Genomic DNA, 17797 nt, shown 5'->3' with positions numbered 1-17797 from the left:
TAGTTAAAGACATAAACATTACGGTTCATTCAGTCAAAAGGAGGAATGACGGATGACTATACAAGAAAAAATCATGCAGGAACTGAATGTAAAGCCTTCTATCGAACCGAAACAGGAAATTGAAAAAAGGGTCGGTTTTTTAAAAAGCTATTTGAAAAAAACGGGTGCCAAAGGTTTTGTTTTAGGCATCAGCGGAGGACAGGACTCCACATTGGCGGGCAGGCTTGCCCAGCTGGCTGTTGAAGAATTGAGAGAAGAAGGCGTTCAGGCGGAATTTATTGCGGTTCGCTTGCCTTACGGCGTTCAGCAGGATGAAGATGACGCCCAGCTGGCGCTGAAATTTATCCAGCCGGACAAGTCTTTTGCTTTTGACATTGCTTCAACTGTAGGCTCATTTGCTGCTCAATATCAGTTAGTCACAGGAGAGGCGCTTGCCGATTTTCATAAAGGCAATGTAAAAGCAAGAGTCCGGATGATTGCCCAATATGCGATCGGGGGTCAAAATCAGCTGCTGGTAATCGGAACAGATCATGCTGCAGAAGCTGTTACCGGATTCTTCACAAAATACGGAGACGGAGGCGCAGACCTTTTGCCGCTGACAGGATTGACAAAGCGCCAAGGCAGAAGCCTGCTGGAAGAGCTGGGAGCACCGGAGCGGCTTTATACGAAGTCTCCGACCGCCGATTTGCTTGATGAAAAACCTCAGCAATCCGATGAAGCAGAGCTCGGCCTGACGTATGACAACATCGACGACTACCTTGAAGGAAAAGCCGTCTCCAGCGAAGTGGCCGAGGCGATCGAAAAACGCTATAAGGCATCCGAGCACAAACGCCAAGTCCCTGCTTCAATGTTTGACGACTGGTGGAAATAGCAATAAAAGAGGCTGACTTCAGCCTCTTTTTTATTAACAGGCACACTATACCATTCCAGCTGGATTTGTCATATACTTAAGATATTTGATTCCTTTATGCAAGGAGGAGGAGAAGCTGGAAATGAATGCCGCAATGAGAGATAAGAATATCGTGCTGATCGGGTTTATGGGCGTCGGGAAAACAACCATCGGTCAGCTTCTGTCAAAGAAATTAGGCCGCGACTTTATCGATATCGACCAGCAGATCGAAAAAGATTTTCAAATGACCATTCCGGAGATGTTTCAGCAAAAAGGGGAAGCGTTTTTCAGACAGACTGAAAAAGAATATATTGTTCAGATGTGCGAACATACAATGGGCAGCATCGTATCTTTAGGGGGCGGCGCTTTCCAACAGGAAGACATCAGAAAGAAGTGCCTCGAACACTGCTTCGTCATCTTTCTTGATTTAACATGGGAGAGTTGGCAGCAGCGAATGGATCTCCTGATTGAGAACAGGCCGGTTCTTCATAACCGTTCAATCGAAGAAATGAAACAGCTTTTCAACGAGAGAAAGAGCATCTATGCATTTCACAACTTGAAAGTGGAAACAGATAACCGGTCTGCCGAGGAAACGGCCGACTACATTGTGGAGATGCTGGGGCTTGGCCGGTCTTAAACAAACGTTTAATTAAGGTATTCTGTCGCTGTGTTAATATATTGGAATAAGCAAAGAGCCAATGATTTGTCTGATCATTGGCTCTTTCGGTCTTGTTTGACCATTTGTCCATTTGATACGGTATAGGGGATCGGGATGGGCATCACGTTATCCGCCCCGCGGTCACTTCCATGGATAAAGACTTTTTCTGCCCTTGCGGCCGCAAAAAAGTCGCTTATTGCAGGATCGCGCACTATAATGTAAATAATAGAAACGATTAGACTGGCGGTGCACTTATCATGAAACAGCGAATTCAAGAAGAACTAAAAAACATTGAAGCGACATATGGCGTTAAAATCCTCTATGCGGTTGAATCGGGCAGCAGAGCCTGGGGCTTTCCCTCACAGGACAGTGATTACGACGTCAGATTTATTTATGTCCATCAAAAAGACTGGTATCTGTCAATTGATGCAAAGCGCGATGTAATTGAACTGCCGATTGACGATTCCCTCGATATCAGTGGCTGGGAGTTGACAAAAGCGTTAAGACTGTTTAGGAAATCAAACCCTCCGCTTCTCGAATGGCTTTCCTCGGGAATGGTTTATTATGAAGCCTATTCGCTGGCGGAAAAAATGAGGCAGCTGAAAAGCCGCGCCTTTTCTCCAGTCTCCTGCATGTACCATTATCTCAATATGGCATCAGGGAATTTCCGCCACTATCTGCAGCGGGAAGAAGTGAAAATCAAAAAATATTTTTATGTGCTCCGCCCGATTCTGGCTTGCCAGTGGATTGAAAGCCGCCGGACGGTTCCTCCGATTGAATTTCAGGTTTTGCTTGACGAACTTATGGAAGACGGACCGCTGAAAACGGAAATCCATCAGCTGCTTGAGAGGAAAAAGAAAGGGGAGGAATTCAATCTTGAACCTCAAAACCCCATCCTCCACGCATTTATTGATCATGAATTGGAGCGGCTTCAGACGGTAGCAAAAGCCTATAAAACGGATCATGAAGATCTGACGCAGGAGCTTGACCGGCTGTTTAGAGAAACGCTAGACGAGGTGTGGGCATAACATAATATTCCCTTTAAGTATTCTTAAAGGGTTTTTTCTTTGCATTCATAGGGAAATGGTTGAGTATAACAGAAAGCGTTTTCAAATAAAGCGGAGCGGAACGGCAAACAGGGCATACGCAAAAACGGGTTCGCCGAAAACGCATCCTGTTCTTTACCGAAGTTTCTTCCTGATTCTATTGTCGTATACCATCCAAGTTTTAGGAAGAAAGTTTCTGAAAAAATCCCAGCAGATGTAAAACATTGTGGAAAAACCACAAAAATCGTCAGCTTTTTTGTTTTTTCGAAATATTGTGAATCGGCCCTTAGCTCTTATAAAATTAAGAATATAAAGAAATATTTCATGAGATGGCGGGGTGTGAGTAATGGAAGTGATAACAAGAGACTTTTTCCTATTCTTATCTAAAAGCAGCATCCTGAATCGCCTGGCGAGAAATTGGGGGAGTTCCGTCGCGACCGGAAAAATTATCGGAGGAAAAGATTTTGAAGCTTCAATTCCGATTATTAAGGAGCTGAATGAACAAGGGTTAACTGTCACAGTTGATCACTTGGGCGAATTTGTAGACAGCAGGGAAGTCGCAAGAGAACGCACGCAGGAATGCATTCGGGCCATTCAGCTGATTGCTCAGGAACAGCTTAATTCACATGTTTCATTAAAGATGACGTCACTGGGACTTGATATTGACCTTGACCTTGTCAGGGATAATATGACCAGCATTCTGGAATGTGCCGAACAGCATAAAGTGATGGTCACAATCGATATGGAAGATGAAGTGCGCTGCCAAAAGACGCTCGACCTCTTTAAGGAGTTCAGGCAGAAATACGAGTATGTCAGCACGGTCCTGCAGGCCTACTTGTACCGGACTGAACAGGATTTGGAGGAGCTCAATCCGTATAATCCGTTTTTCCGTCTTGTGAAGGGAGCTTATAAAGAATCGCCGCAAGTGGCGTTTCCTGACAAAAAAGATGTGGATGAGAATTACAAAAAGCTCATTAAAAAGCAGCTGCTGAGCGGCCATTACACAGCCATCGCAACTCATGACGACAAGATGATTGATTACACCAAAGAAATTGCGAAAGAGCATCAAGTCGGCAAAGACCGCTTCGAGTTTCAAATGCTGTACGGGATGCGCAACAAAACTCAGCTGGAACTGGTGAAGGAAGGCTACAATATGCGCGTTTATCTTCCTTACGGAGACGACTGGTACGGATACTTTATGAGAAGGCTTGCCGAGCGGCCTGCCAACATCGCTTTTGCATTTAAAGGCATGACGAAGAAATAAAACGATAAAAAGGGGAGATTAGCATGACAACACCTTACAAACACGAACCATTTACAAATTTCGGGATCGAAGAAAACCGGAAGGCATTCGAAAAAGCTCTGGAAACGGTAAATAACGAATGGCTGGGTCAGTCCTATCCTCTTGTTATCGATGGAGAAAGGTATGAAACGGAAGACAAGATCGTATCGATCAATCCTGCAAACAAAGAAGAAGTTGTAGGCACGGTATCCAAGGCTACTCAGGATCATGCGGAAAAGGCCATTCAGGCGGCTGCGACAGCGTTTGAAACTTGGAGGTACACAGATCCTGAAGAAAGAGCGGCTGTTTTATTCCGCGCGGCTGCCAATGTGCGCCGCAAAAAGCATGAGTTTTCTGCGCTTTTAGTCAAAGAAGCAGGGAAACCTTGGAATGAAGCAGATGCGGATACAGCAGAAGCGATCGATTTTATGGAATACTATGCGCGGCAAATGATTGAGCTTGCGAAAGGAAAGCCGGTTAACAGCCGTGAAGGCGAACGCAATCAATATGTGTACACACCGACTGGTGTAACGGTTGTTATTCCGCCTTGGAACTTCCTCTTCGCGATCATGGCCGGAACGACGGTTGCGCCGATCGTGACAGGAAACACGGTTGTTCTGAAGCCTGCAAGCGCAGCGCCTGTGATTGCTGCCAAGTTCGTTGAAGTGCTTGAAGAAAGCGGACTTCCAAAAGGAGTAGTCAACTTCGTCCCTGGAAGCGGAGCTGAAGTCGGGGATTACCTGGTGGATCATCCGAAAACAAGCATCATTACATTTACAGGTTCAAGGGAAGTCGGAACGCGCATTTTTGAGCGCGCAGCGAAGGTTCAGCCTGGTCAGACACACTTAAAACAAGTGATTGCTGAAATGGGCGGAAAAGATACGGTCGTAGTTGATGAAGACTGTGACATTGAATTGGCTGCACAATCAATTTTCACATCTGCCTTCGGCTTTGCAGGCCAAAAATGTTCAGCAGGTTCACGGGCTGTCGTGCATGAAAAGGTATATGACGAAGTATTGAAGCGCGTGATCGAAATTACGGAATCCAAGAAAGTCGGAGAGCCTGACAGCGCGGACGTTTACATGGGACCTGTCATCGACCAGGCATCGTTTAATAAAATTATGGACTATATTGAAATCGGAAAAGAAGAAGGCCGCTTAGTCAGCGGAGGAAAAGGCGATGATTCAAAAGGCTACTTCATCGATCCGACGATCTTTGCCGATCTGGATCCGAAAGCCCGGTTAATGCAGGAAGAAATTTTCGGACCTGTTGTTGCTTTCTCAAAAGTCAGCAGCTTTGATGAGGCGCTGGAGGTTGCCAACAACACCGAATACGGCCTGACAGGCGCTGTCATTACTAAAAACCGCGACCATATCAACAGGGCAAAACAAGAATTCCATGTCGGAAATCTGTATTTCAACCGCAACTGTACAGGGGCGATCGTCGGCTACCATCCGTTTGGCGGTTTCAAAATGTCGGGAACCGATTCTAAAGCGGGCGGACCTGATTATCTTGCGCTTCACATGCAGGCGAAAACGATCAGCGAAACGTTTTAAGGTGTAAGAAAAGGGGTTAAACAGGGGGACGAAGGCAGCCTTTCATAGGCTGCCTTCAAAAAAAGAGAAATTAGTCTAAAAATTTAGATAAACGGCATCTTGGGGGGAGATTCTTATTCAAAACGTACAATTGATCATGTCCATCGTAATTTACATGGTAGGGATGCTTTATATTGGGTATTACGCTTACAAACGGACAGCAAACCTCTCAGACTATATGCTTGGCGGACGGACGCTCGGGCCTGCTGTCACGGCGCTCAGCGCCGGCGCATCAGACATGAGCGGCTGGCTTTTGATGGGGCTGCCGGGCGCCATGTTTGCAACAGGCCTGAGCGGTTCATGGATTGTTATCGGCCTTGTGCTCGGCGCATGGGCGAACTGGATTTTTGTGGCGCCGCGCTTGAGGTCATACACCGAGGTAGCAGGCAATTCGATCACTATCCCTGCATTTTTAGAAAACCGCTTTCATGACAAATCAAAGATCCTGCGAATATTTTCCGGAGTCGTCATTATTACCTTTTTTACGTTTTATGTATCATCAGGAATGGTTTCCGGCGGCGTTTTATTTAACAGCATGTTTCAATTGGAATATCATACAGGGCTGTGGATCATTTCGGGTGTCGTCGTGGCCTACACGCTTTTCGGCGGGTTTTTGGCAGTCAGTTGGACGGACTTTGTCCAGGGCATCATTATGTTTGTTGCGTTAATTCTTGTTCCGATTGTAACGGTCATTCAGACGGGCGGACCTGGAGAAGCTTTCAGCGAAATCCAGTCGATCGATCCTAACCTCCTCAATATTTTTAAAGGAACGAGTGTCCTCGGCATCATCTCCTTGTTCGCATGGGGCCTCGGTTACTTTGGACAGCCTCACATTATCGTGCGCTTTATGGCGATATCCTCTGTCAAGGAAACGAAAAAAGCACGCCGGATCGGCATGGGTTGGATGATCTTTTCAAGTGCGGGCGCACTGCTGACCGGATTGCTCGGTATTGCGTATTACTCGAAGAACGGGCTTCACTTGGATGATCCGGAAACGATCTTCATTCAATTGGGGAACATTCTGTTTCACCCTCTGATCACAGGATTTTTAATCTCGGCGATCTTAGCAGCGGTTATGAGTACAATTTCCTCCCAGCTGCTTGTTACATCAAGTTCTCTAACTGAAGATTTATACAAAACGCTATTTAAACGCTCTGCATCTGACAAAGAACTCGTCTTTTTCGGACGGCTTTCGGTTTTGGCTGTTTCCATTGTCGGACTCTGTCTCGCCTGGACAAAAAACAATACGATTCTCGGTCTTGTCAGCTATGCTTGGGCAGGTTTTGGCGCGTCGTTCGGCCCTGTGATCATCTTAAGTTTGTTTTGGAAGAGGATGACAAAATGGGGGGCGCTTGCCGGAATGGTTGCCGGAGCAGTTACCGTCATCATTTGGGCGGAAGCCGGGCTTTCCGATGTTCTTTATGAAATTATTCCGGGCTTTGCCGCCAGCTTGCTGTTTGTGTTTGTCGTCAGTCTGTTGACATCAAAACCGGAGCAGCAGGTGCTTGATGAATTCGAGCAATACAAACAAACACTGTAACGATGATGGAGATGGGGAACCATTCTCCGTCTCTCTTTTTATAGGCCTTCTCCCCCCTTCTAACAGGGGATTGATCCCATTTTTTTAAAAGTCGCATATAAGTCTATACAAGAGTGTAAAGGAGAAGTATGATTAAGTTAAAAACGAGTAGGAGAAAGGATATGGAAGAGCTATTAGAACAAGTTGTTTCTCTTTCAAACATTAATGAGATCATTGACTTTATCAGCGGCGAGCTGAAAAAGCCGGTCATACTGGAAAGCGCAGATTTTTTCTTATTAGCTTACAACTCCTATTATATTAACCATTTTGATGCAGCAAACCAGCAAACGATTTTCTCCAAAAAATGTCCGCTGCCGATCTTTGAAAAGTTCGTCGAAGAAGGCATTATTGATCAATTGAAAACGATTCCGACTCCTTTTCGGGTAAAACAGATTGAAGAAATCGGCTTAAACCAGCGGGTTGTCGTCAGCGCCAAGTATAAAGACGAAATTATGGGCTATATCTGGGTGCAGGAGATTGAAGACAACCTGTCTGATGAAGAGCTTGATTTCTTATACAAAGCTTCTTTTCATGTCGGGAAGATCATTTATAAGAAAAAACGCCTCAAACAAGAAAAAGAAGAACAGGCGGAAGAGCTTTACAAAAAGGCAATTAACGATCAGTTTCAAACGGAAAAAGAGCTGAAAGCCGCCGCCGATAAGGCAAGCGTTGTCCTGCCGGCCGTGTTTACCGTCATGGTGCTTCAAGTCGTTGACGGGGAGGATGAACTGCTCGAAGATCTGAAGGAAACGATCCGGTCTTATTTAAACCTGAAAGACAACATCAGTCACGTATTGGAGGATCATTCGAATATCGCCATCATTGTCGGCAGTGTGTCGCGCAAGCGTTCCGCGCTGGCCGCAGCCTCAGAACTGATCAACCGTCTGTTGACCCATTTGCGCTCGCAAATGCTGCCCCTTATTTTGATCGGGGTCGGCAATGAGTACAGCAGCCTGCTGTCTCTTGGCAGAAGCTACAGAGAGGCGCTCCAAGTGACGAAAGCAGCGGAAATCACGGGAAGCCAGGAACACATTCCCTATGAATATCAAAAGCTCGGGCTTTTCAAATATCTTGACCAAATCGCCGCAAAAAACGATCATCTGCAATATGTAAACCCGGACCTTCAGCTGCTGAAAGAAAAAGATAAAGAAAGCCACACCGAATTTTTGAGAACACTTGAAATTTATCTCGTCAACAACTGCAAGGTCAAGCCATCCGCAGAACAGCTGTTTATCCACCAAAACACGCTCAACTACCGCATCAAACAAATATTGGAAATGACATCAATCGATCTCAATGATTTTAATACTAGATGTCAATTGTTTATCGATTTAATGCTGATGAAGAAAGCAGGCTACAAATCGTAAACAGAAAAAGCAAAGCCGGTGCAGTTCAAAGTGCCGGCTTTTAATATGTCCGATAAACGTAAGGATCTTTCGGCTCTTTTATTGTAGACCAATCCTTCACTTTCACCACGGGAATCGTAGATTTGAAAGGCTGATAGTATTCGGAAGACAGCGTTCCTTTTACATGGAGCCACTGATCGTCTTTAATATTCGTATGTTCAGGGAACTCGACCAGCATGCCGTAGACTCCCGAGTCGGCGATGCAATGAATGATTCCGAAGCGGAGGACAAACAGCTGTTTATCACTAATCGCTTCCCCTTTAAAAGCAAAACCGTCGAATTCGATCGTTCGGTCAAGGAATTCTCCCGGATATTGATAGATTGTTTCCATGCCCTTCAAAAAATCATCGTCTTTTAATGTAATATGCTGTTTGCCTTTATAATTTTTCAGCGCTTTATTCATCAATTCATCGTACCCTTCCTCGCCGTAGTAGATGCTTGTATCAGGGCGCAGGTACTGGGTTTGGGCATAATGCTCCGGCTGTTCGATCGCTTTGAACGAGAAGCCCTTCGACTTAACAATATTGGAATCAAGCGTCGCTGCCGGCAGAAACAGTCCGGTGCATAAAGGGAAGATGAACACGAAATAAATGAACATTCTTTTCAGAAAAGGCTTGTCTTTTTCATGATCGTGATCATGGCCGCATCCGCAGTCGCGGTCACACCCTTTTTCATCCGAGCCTTTCATATAAATGTAGAATTGCACCGCTGTCAAAATGGCGAGAAGAAAAATAGCGATGTATGAAAGGTAAGCATATTTCATATTAATATATTTTGTCAGATTGCCGGATGCATGAAGATGAAAAAAGAAAAACGTAAACAGCATTAAAATGAATGTGCGAAACATGTTCTCACCCCTTTACCAACAGTGATCCGGCTAAGACAATAACGGCGATGTAGGCGATTAAGACAAACACAAAGCGCTTTTTGAAGATGCCGAGCATCATCAGCAGATTTTTAATGTCCACCATCGCTCCGAATACGAGAAAGGCGATAAGTGAGCCGAGTGAAAACGTGCTGCTGAAAGAAGAAGCAATAAAAGCGTCGACCTCTGAACAAAGGGAGAGCACAAATGACAGCCCCATCATAACGAGGGAGGAAGATACATCATTCTGGCCGATCGCCAAAAGGGTCGATGTTTTAATATACGTCTGCATCGCCGCTGCGACAAATGCGCCGATGATCAAATATTTCCCGACCGAGAAAAACTCGTCAACTGCATGGCGAAGCGTCCCGCCGAGCTTTTGCAGGAAAGACTGGCTCGCATGGCCATGGTGGTGATGGCTGTGCGTCCCGTTTTCGATCAGCTGATTCCCTTTAAATTGATAAGAGATGATCAGCCCGGCAATAAGAGACACCGCAATCGCCAACCCGCCGCGGTAGAACACAACATCCCATTTGTTCCCGAAAGCGATGAATGTCGAGAATAAAACAATCGGATTGATGATCGGGGCCGTCAGCATGAAGGCGACCGCCGCGTGAAGCGGCACTCCCTTTAAAAGCAGCCTGCGGGCAATCGGAACGATGCCGCACTCACAAGCCGGAAACAATACCCCGGCAAATGTACCTGACAAAACGGCGAGAAATCGGTTTTTCGGGATGATTTTCGCCATCATCTCCTCAGTCACAAACATTTGAATCAAACCTGATATAAAAACCCCGATCAAAACGAACGGAATCGCTTCTATTAATATACTGATAAATATTGAGTTCAGCTGCAGAAAGGATTGTGAAGCCACAAAAAAACCTCCGCGCAAATGCATATTTTTAGTTTCAATCTAGCATTATAACATAAATTGAAAAAACGGTTTTGTGCGGCGGGGGCAGATAATGGGAGGCGCAGATGTGACAGAATCAATACACAGCCTTGAAGGGGAATGTTATGATAAGAATATTCAAAAAATGAAAAGAAGAGGGGAAAGACAAGATGCAGCAGCCTTATGATATGCCGCTAGAACAGCTTTATCAGTATAAACCGGAACGGACGGCAAAGGCCGATTTTAAAGAGTTCTGGAAGGATTCATTGGATGAATTGGCAAATGAAAAAGCGGAGCCTGAGCTTGAACCGTATGAATATCCGGCTGACGGGGTAAAAGTCTACTGGCTTACATACAAAAGCACCGGGGGAGCGCGAATTAAAGGCTGGTACGCAGTGCCCGACCGCCAAGGGCCGCATCCTGCGATCGTCAAATATCACGGCTATAACGCCAGCTATGATGGAGACATTCATGATATTGTCAATTGGGCTCTTCACGGCTATGCGGCATTCGGTATGCTGGTCCGCGGGCAGAACAGCAGTGAAGATACAGAGACCTCTCAACACGGACATGTACCCGGCTGGATGACAAAAGGAATCCTCGATCCGAAAACATATTACTACAGAGGTGTCTATTTAGATGCCGTACGAGCAGTCGAAGTGGTCAGCGGTTTTGCTGAAGTCGATGAAAAGCGGATCGGAGTGATCGGGGCAAGCCAAGGAGGCGGGCTGTCCGTCGCGGTTTCGGCGCTGTCCGATATTCCAAAAGCAACCGTGTCCGAATACCCTTATTTAAGCCATTTTCAACGAGCGATCGATACAGCGATCGACCAGCCTTATCTCGAAATCAACTCCTTTTTCAGAAGAAACACCAGCCCGGATATTGAACAGGCGGCCATGCGGACCCTGTCTTATTTCGATATCATGAACCTTGCCCAAGCAGTCAAAGCGCCCGTTCTCATGTCGATCGGACTGGTTGACACCATCACACCGCCATCCACCGTCTTTGCGGCTTACAATCACTTGGAAACGGATAAAGAAATAAAAGTGTACCGCTATTTTGGACACGAATACATCCCGCCGTTCCAAACCGAAAAGCTGGCGTTTTTGAGAAAGCACCTGAAATGAATAAAAGCGAAACCCGGTGAAGCCGGGTTTTTTATGTCTTGATTTAAGAATATATCGTATTATAAGATATAATTAGAGAGGATGATGAAAGTGACTACGGAACAAATCATAGAAGTGATGAATCAGGACTGGACGGATATTTACTACCATCTGCACACAAAACATGATGATCATTTGTCTCACCAAGCGGTTCGAATGATTCAGCATATCGAAAAAAACCGCTTTGTGACCATTGGCCATTTAGCAGAATTATTGGATGTCTCTCATAATACGGCATCAGAACATGTGAAAAGACTTATACAAAAAGGACTTGTACAGAAAAACAGGGACAGCAGCGATGAACGCAAAGTCTACGTCACACTAACGCCTGAAGGTGAAGAAGCAGTGAAACGGCATACGAGACTTCATCCGAAAAAACTGCAAAAGGTGCTGGAGCAATTAAATGAGGAAGAAGTCGAAATGATTAAAACGGCATTTTCCTTGTTGAGCCGGGAGGCAAAATCATGTTTTTAATAGTGAAAATCGGGGTTTCTGCAATATTGATCGCCATTATAACCGAAATTGCACGAAAATCGCCTGAAATGGGCGGAATGATTGCGGCATTGCCGCTTGTCAGTCTGCTCAGTTTATTTTGGCTTAGTGTACAAGGGGAATCTTTAAAGCATTTAAGCCAATTCGCGAAAGGCGTGCTATGGGGGTTTCCCGCCACGGCGGTTCTCCTTTTGATCGTGGTTTTGAGTTTAAAAGCATCATTTCCGGTTGTCATTTCTGTTGTATTTGGAATATGCGGATGGGGCGGGTGTTTAATGCTGCAAAAGGCTCTTATCCATGCGATATTCGGGTGAAGGGCGGAATGTCCTTTCGAATGGAATAAGAAGCCGCTTGTGCTGCCGCATAAGCGGCTGAAACGATCAGGGAGCGGCATAACCATCCCTTTGAGAGACTACCATGTATAAAGTCTGGAGTAATAAATCATCCTCGCCGGAAAAGGAGCGTCGCGGTATGGCCCCTCGGGCGGGATGGATGTAGACAGAAATCGGAAATAATGGCTCCCGAGTATTTTTAAGTTTATCGGATAAGTCTGGACGGTTTCAGGAGCGAGTTCGTAGGAGAATGCTTGAGCTTTAGATTGACTGATCATGAACTGTTGATATTCTCCGTTTTGAAAGCAATATAAATAGCCCTTTAAACGATGCGCTTCCTGATTGACCAAAGAGATATACAGGTCTTCTCGGACAGTTTTTTCAACCGGGTTTCCTGCTTTGTCAGACAGGTAAATCAATCTTGTTTGAGATGCGCTGCCGCTGTTCGTTTGATAGTTAACAGGTTCAATGTAAGCAGGATGCGCCGAAAGCCGGTCAGAATGCGGAGCATGTGATATCAATTCAATATAGTAGGGCGCTACATCGTCGGCATCCCGATTCCATTTGCAATCGCGCTCAGCCTTTGGGTCGAACATGAAGGACTGGGTGATGATATAAACGATGTGTCTGCCCGCAGGAACATGCTGGAGCCTGATTTTGATTTCCTGGGACGAATGAGCGGGAACGATGGATGGAAAGGTTTGCGAGGGCCGGTCATTTCCTTCAAAGAAAACGGATATATGGATGCGGTCTTCGGCATTCGTATGGTTGCAGCAGACGTATGATGCTTGGAAATGGCCTGATGGATCGGTTTGATAGCTTACTTTGTTTCTGTCGATCGTATAAAGGTTATCTGTGTGAAGTCGATCTGAGGATATGGATAATACCGCCTCCGTTTCACAGTATGGAAAGCCGCCGGAGCATCCGGCAGCTTCTTGCTATTTTTTGATATAAACCTCTGTCCGCTTTTCCAGGAAATCCTGGAGCAAAGCAATCGCCGAGCAAACGGCCCAATAAATTAAGGCAACTAAAATATACATCGTCATATAGTCGAATTCCCGTCCGCCGACGATTTTTGCCTGTTGAAACAATTCAGGCACGGTGATCATGGCGGCCAGGGAAGACGCTTTAACGAGATCAAGCATTACGTTTGCAAGAGGCGGGAGTGCAATTCTAACCGATTGAGGGACAATCACGTGACGCATCGTCTGCCAGTATGAAAAACCGATCGATTTTGCAGCGTCCCACTGCCCTCTGTCAACGGACGACAGGGCCGAGCGGATAATCTCGGCAATGTATGCAGCACTGTTAATGCTGAAGCCGATTAGGGCAGCAGTCAAAGCTGTAAATTGGATTCCGATATAAGGAAAACCAAAATAAAGAATAAATAGAATGACAAGAATCGGAACGCCTCTCATAAACGAGATATAGATTCTTGCCGGCCAACGAAGCAAAGAGATCCCGGACATGCGCCCAAGCGCGAGGAAGAAACCGAGAATTAAACCGGCAAACATGCTCGTGAATGAAATAAAAAGCGTATTCCATATGCCTTGCATCACATAAGGAAACGATTTCGCGGCCAATTCCGCATTAAAAATATACTCCCATTGAATAGAGCCCAATTGACATCCCTCTATTTATTCACATCGACATCGACAAAGTCGATATCCTGCTTTTTCGAAACATCGGCACCGCCGAAAAACTTTTTCGAAATCTTTTTGATTGTGCCGTCCTTCAGCATTTCGTCAATCGTTTTGTCGAATTGTTTTTTTAGTTCTGCGTTTCCTTTTTTCATGATCATGCCTTGCTGATGCGGATAGTATTTAAGATCGGGATGAATCGTCAGATCCAGATCAGGCATTGCGGCGAGCGCGAGCTTTTGAAGGTAGTAGTCGTTTAAGATGACATCGGTTCTTCCATTCGCTACATCCTTTAAAAATTGGTCATTTGTTGCGTTGTCGTAAATGACTTCCTCGGCTCCGTATTGGCGTGCGATATCCATGTAAACTGTCGTAGCTGCGCCAGCGGCTTTCTTTCCCTTTAAGTCCTCAAGCGTGTGGATGCCTGATAGGTCTTTCTTGCGGACGATAGCTGTTCCGAATGAATATTTATAAGGCGTAGAGAACAAAAACTTTTCTTTGCGGTCGTCTGTCATTGTAATATCGTTGGCAGCAGCGTCCACTTGTCCGCTCCCCACCGCCGTCAGCATGCCATCAAAGCCCATTTCTTTAAATTCAACATTCAGGTCGAGCCGTTTAGCCGCTTCACGGATGACTTCAACTTCGTAGCCGGTCAGCTTGTCTTTGCCGGAATCAGTGTCATGATATGAAGTGGGGTAAAGGGTTCCCGAAGTTGCCACAACGATCTTCCCTTTTTCCTTTATCTCATCCCAGGCTGTTTTTTGATTTTCAGCCTTATTTTGAGCGGTGCTGCATGCAGCTGTTATAAGAGCGAGCGCTAACACCGTTATCAACAATGTAATGCGCTTATACGTATGCAATTTATTCACTTAAAACAATCCTCCTATTCCTTTAGTCAAGTAAACCATAGCACTGAAGTAGGGATTAGGCAATAAGATAATTAGTATTGGGAAAAAATAAAATAATTGATTGTGCAACCTGCTTTACTTTTTAAGGTGAAAGATGGAATCATAAAGGTATTGGTAAATTGAAACACAAGGAGGATAAGAAAAGATGAAAAATATTTTAATCATCAACGGACATGAGGCCTATCCCCATGCAAGAGGACAGCTTAATCACACTATTTTTACAGCGATGGCGGAAAAGCTCGGTAAAAAATATGAAGTGAAAAAAACAGTGGTGGCGGACGGATATCAAATCCCGGAGGAGCACGAGAAATTCAAGTGGGCTGATGCTGTTATTTATCAGACACCTGTGTACTGGTTCAGTGTTCCTGCTTTATTTAAAAAATATATTGATGAAATTTATGAGTACGGGCTTTTTTATCAAGGATCTGAAGACTACGGCAGAGGCGGGCTGTTTAACGACAAAAAGTATATGTTTTCAACCACATGGAACGCGCCGAAGGATGTATTCTCCAAAGAGGGGACATTCTTCGAAGGTAAAAGCCTTGATGAAGCGCTCTTTCATTTGCACAAAATGCAGGAATTCGTCGGCATGCAGCCTTTAAAAACATTCTCTGTCCATGATGTCATCAGCAATCCGCAAGTGGATCAATATTTAGCTGATTTGGACGCCCATTTAAAAGAAGTATTTTCGATTTAAGTCAAGAGGTTTGTGCTCAGGCGCAACCCTCTTTTTTTCGTTATCCTCTAAGAAAACGTGATACAGTTGAGTAAAAGTAAAGCAGGGGGTGTTCGCATGTTTTTAAAAAAGCTGACTTTACTTCGGGAAGAAGTTCCTTCTTATGCAAAATATCCATTTTCAATTCCTGCTATTCAACAGTTAAAAGAACTGACGTTTCAAAAAAACGTAACATTTTTTGTCGGGGAAAACGGATCAGGCAAATCGACGCTGCTTGAGGCAATCGCAGATAAATGCGAATTTAACACGGCTGGCGGGGGAAGAAATAATACATATCAAGTGTACGGTTCCGGTTCTGATCTAGCAGACTATATCAGATTGTCATGGCTTCCTAAAGTAACAAACGGTTTTTTTCTGCGCGCCGAATCTTTTTATCATTTTGCCACTCATATTGATGAAGTGGATATCACCGGTTTTCGCAGCTACGGAGGCAGATCTCTTCACGAGCAATCACACGGAGAATCTTTTTTATCGCTTTTTAAGCATCGTTTTAAAGAGAAGGGGATCTATCTTCTTGATGAGCCTGAAGCTGCTTTATCCCCGGCAAGACAGCTGGCATTCTTGAAAATCCTTCATGATTTGACGAAATCAAACCAAGCTCAGTTTATCATCGCCTCTCACTCCCCCATTTTATTAGGGTATCCGGAAGCCGACATCTTCAGTTTTGATGGTGAACAAATCGCTGAAGTGAACTATGAGGATACGGATCATTACACCTTAACCAAGTATTTTCTTCAGCACCGGGAAAAGCTTTTGGCGGAGCTGTTTTTAGATGATGTTTGATCTGAAACGCGTTTCATAGGATATGATAAGGTGCATCCGGATCAAAATACGAAACAGGAGTTGAGCCATATGATTCATCAGCGATTACGATCATTTCCAAACCATTTCCTATGGGGATCAGCTTCAGCGGCCTATCAGATCGAAGGAGCCTGGAAGGAAGACGGCAAAGGCCTCTCGGTTTGGGATGTGTTCACAAAGGTTCCCGGAAAAACGTTTAAAGGAAGCAATGGAGACATTGCGGTCGACCATTACCACCGTTTTAAAGAAGATGTTGCTTTAATGGCTGAGATGGGGTTAAAAGCATACCGTTTTTCAGTCAGCTGGCCGAGGATTTTTCCGCAGGGCAGGGGAGAAGTCAATGAAGCGGGCTTGAAATTTTACGATGACTTGATTAATGAGCTCCTTGCTCATGATATTGAACCTGTTTTGACGCTTTATCACTGGGATCTTCCCCAAGCTTTAATGGATGAATACGGCGGCTTTGAATCCAGAAGGATTATAGAGGATTTCAATGCGTATTGCGTTACGCTCTATAAGCGGTATGGGGACAGGGTCAAATATTGGGTATCCCTTAACGAGCAAAATTACAATTTTAATCACGGCTTTATCACAGCGATGCATCCTCCGGGTGTGAAGGATAGGAAACGCTTCTATGAGGCTAACCATATTGCATTTCTTGCGAATGCAAAGGCAATCGATTCTTTTCGCCGGTATGTTCCCGATGGAAAAATAGGACCGAGTTTTGCTTATTCGCCTGCATATCCGCTCTCCAGCCGTCCGGATGATATCCTCGCTTTCGAAAATGCCGAGGAATTTACAAATTATTGGTGGCTTGATGTGTATTGCCGGGGAACATATCCGGGCATTCCTTTGAAATATTTGAAAGAAAAAGGCTGGGCGCCGACAATTGAGGATGGGGATATGGAGCTTTTAGTAAAAGGAAAACCCGATTTTGTCGGTGTGAATTACTATCAAACCATCACATATGAAATGAATCCTCTAGACGGGGTATCGGAAGGAAAGATGAATACGACCGGCCAAAAGGGCAGCAACCAGGAAACAGGTATGCCCGGTTTATACAAAACAAAGAGGAATCCTCATCTTGAGACATCGAATTGGGATTGGGCCATTGACCCGATCGGTCTAAGAATCGGGCTTCGCAGGATTTCCAGCCGCTATGGGCTTCCGCTTTTCATAACGGAAAACGGGCTGGGGGAATTCGATAAGGTTGAAAATGACGGCGCGATTCATGATGATTACAGAATTGCCTACTTGCGTGCGCATCTTGAACAGTGCAGACAGGCTTTAAACGACGGAGTCGATTTAATCGGCTACTGCAGCTGGTCATTTACAGATTTATTGAGCTGGCTGAACGGCTACCAGAAAAGATACGGTTTCGTTTATATTAATCGTGATGAAGAGAATGTAAAGGACTTGAAGAGGATTAAAAAAGACAGCTTTTACTGGTACCAAAATGTCATTCAGACAAACGGGGAAGAGCTGTAGGAGAAGGGCGCCGGATGAAACC

Annotated in this window: 18 protein-coding genes; 13 read left to right on the top strand and 5 right to left on the bottom strand. The window is 45.0% G+C overall.

What is annotated here, in order from left to right:
- Positions 1 to 52 precede the first annotated feature (52 nt).
- From nadE to MST20_RS16760, 7 genes are all read left to right on the top strand, one after another.
- Positions 53 to 871, top strand: a complete 819-nt coding sequence (gene nadE / locus MST20_RS16790; protein WP_243943634.1) for an ammonia-dependent NAD(+) synthetase — start codon at positions 53 to 55, stop codon at positions 869 to 871.
- Positions 872 to 992: 121 nt separating this feature from the next.
- Positions 993 to 1526 carry a shikimate kinase gene (locus tag MST20_RS16785; protein WP_243943632.1) on the top strand — a complete coding sequence of 178 codons (534 nt, stop codon included), beginning with the start codon at positions 993 to 995 and terminating at the stop codon, positions 1524 to 1526.
- A gap of 278 nt (positions 1527 to 1804) precedes the next feature.
- Positions 1805 to 2575: a nucleotidyltransferase domain-containing protein gene (locus MST20_RS16780; protein ID WP_243943630.1), complete on the top strand. Its 771-nt coding sequence runs from the start codon at positions 1805 to 1807 to the stop codon at positions 2573 to 2575.
- A 370-nt stretch (positions 2576 to 2945) separates the two neighbouring features.
- On the top strand, positions 2946 to 3857 hold the full coding sequence (locus tag MST20_RS16775; RefSeq protein ID WP_243943881.1) for a proline dehydrogenase family protein: 912 nt from the start codon (positions 2946 to 2948) through the stop codon (positions 3855 to 3857).
- 23 nt (positions 3858 to 3880) lie between these two features.
- Positions 3881 to 5431, top strand: coding sequence for an L-glutamate gamma-semialdehyde dehydrogenase (gene pruA, locus MST20_RS16770; RefSeq protein WP_165425986.1), 1551 nt, complete (start codon positions 3881 to 3883; stop codon positions 5429 to 5431).
- A 136-nt stretch (positions 5432 to 5567) separates the two neighbouring features.
- Positions 5568 to 7010 carry a sodium/proline symporter PutP gene (putP, locus tag MST20_RS16765; RefSeq protein ID WP_279600129.1) on the top strand — a complete coding sequence of 481 codons (1443 nt, stop codon included), beginning with the start codon at positions 5568 to 5570 and terminating at the stop codon, positions 7008 to 7010.
- Positions 7011 to 7171: 161 nt separating this feature from the next.
- The gene (locus MST20_RS16760) at positions 7172 to 8416 is read left to right on the top strand and encodes a PucR family transcriptional regulator (RefSeq protein WP_243943628.1); all 1245 of its coding nucleotides are present in this window, start codon (positions 7172 to 7174) and stop codon (positions 8414 to 8416) included.
- A 40-nt stretch (positions 8417 to 8456) separates the two neighbouring features.
- Here the strand turns inward: MST20_RS16760 and MST20_RS16755 are convergent, their stop codons facing one another.
- Both MST20_RS16755 and MST20_RS16750 read right to left on the bottom strand, forming a co-directional pair.
- Positions 8457 to 9302 (bottom strand): TIGR03943 family putative permease subunit, encoded by an 846-nt coding sequence (locus tag MST20_RS16755; protein WP_080131213.1) that lies wholly within the window; start codon positions 9300 to 9302, stop codon positions 8457 to 8459.
- Between the two features lie 4 nt (positions 9303 to 9306).
- The gene (locus tag MST20_RS16750; RefSeq protein WP_243943626.1) at positions 9307 to 10218 is read right to left on the bottom strand and encodes a permease; all 912 of its coding nucleotides are present in this window, start codon (positions 10216 to 10218) and stop codon (positions 9307 to 9309) included.
- Positions 10219 to 10382: 164 nt separating this feature from the next.
- Between MST20_RS16750 and MST20_RS16745 the strand changes: the two genes are divergently transcribed.
- From MST20_RS16745 to MST20_RS16735, 3 genes are all read left to right on the top strand, one after another.
- Entirely contained in the window at positions 10383 to 11339 is a 957-nt protein-coding gene (locus MST20_RS16745) for an acetylxylan esterase (protein ID WP_243943624.1), read from the top strand.
- 84 nt (positions 11340 to 11423) lie between these two features.
- A complete protein-coding gene (locus MST20_RS16740) occupies positions 11424 to 11852 on the top strand; it encodes a MarR family winged helix-turn-helix transcriptional regulator (protein WP_243943622.1) in 429 nt (142 codons plus the stop codon).
- Positions 11843 to 12184 (top strand): DUF3147 family protein, encoded by a 342-nt coding sequence (locus tag MST20_RS16735; RefSeq protein WP_243943621.1) that lies wholly within the window; start codon positions 11843 to 11845, stop codon positions 12182 to 12184. Before MST20_RS16740 ends, MST20_RS16735 begins: the two co-directional genes overlap by 10 nt.
- 98 nt (positions 12185 to 12282) lie before the next feature.
- Here the strand turns inward: MST20_RS16735 and MST20_RS16730 are convergent, their stop codons facing one another.
- The 3 genes from MST20_RS16730 to MST20_RS16720 form a co-directional block, all read right to left on the bottom strand.
- A complete protein-coding gene (locus MST20_RS16730; RefSeq protein ID WP_243943619.1) occupies positions 12283 to 12798 on the bottom strand; it encodes a hypothetical protein in 516 nt (171 codons plus the stop codon).
- 342 nt (positions 12799 to 13140) lie between these two features.
- Positions 13141 to 13824, bottom strand: coding sequence for an amino acid ABC transporter permease (locus MST20_RS16725; protein WP_243943616.1), 684 nt, complete (start codon positions 13822 to 13824; stop codon positions 13141 to 13143).
- A gap of 11 nt (positions 13825 to 13835) precedes the next feature.
- Positions 13836 to 14711, bottom strand: a complete 876-nt coding sequence (locus tag MST20_RS16720; protein ID WP_243943614.1) for a transporter substrate-binding domain-containing protein — start codon at positions 14709 to 14711, stop codon at positions 13836 to 13838.
- Positions 14712 to 14895: 184 nt separating this feature from the next.
- Between MST20_RS16720 and MST20_RS16715 the strand changes: the two genes are divergently transcribed.
- The 3 genes from MST20_RS16715 (at position 14896) to MST20_RS16705 (ending at position 17775) form a co-directional block, all read left to right on the top strand.
- Positions 14896 to 15447, top strand: coding sequence for an NAD(P)H-dependent oxidoreductase (locus MST20_RS16715; RefSeq protein ID WP_243943612.1), 552 nt, complete (start codon positions 14896 to 14898; stop codon positions 15445 to 15447).
- A 96-nt stretch (positions 15448 to 15543) separates the two neighbouring features.
- The gene (locus tag MST20_RS16710) at positions 15544 to 16269 is read left to right on the top strand and encodes an AAA family ATPase (RefSeq protein WP_243943611.1); all 726 of its coding nucleotides are present in this window, start codon (positions 15544 to 15546) and stop codon (positions 16267 to 16269) included.
- 69 nt (positions 16270 to 16338) lie between these two features.
- Complete coding sequence (locus tag MST20_RS16705) at positions 16339 to 17775, top strand: glycoside hydrolase family 1 protein (RefSeq protein WP_243943609.1); 1437 nt, start codon at positions 16339 to 16341, stop codon at positions 17773 to 17775.
- Positions 17776 to 17797 lie beyond the last annotated feature (22 nt).

Source organism: Bacillus sp. B19-2, assembly GCF_022832475.1.
GTDB classification, from domain to species: Bacteria; Bacillota; Bacilli; order Bacillales; family Bacillaceae; genus Bacillus; species Bacillus paralicheniformis.
Note: the sequence above shows the minus strand (reverse complement) of the source record. Positions and strands in the feature narration are given on the sequence as shown.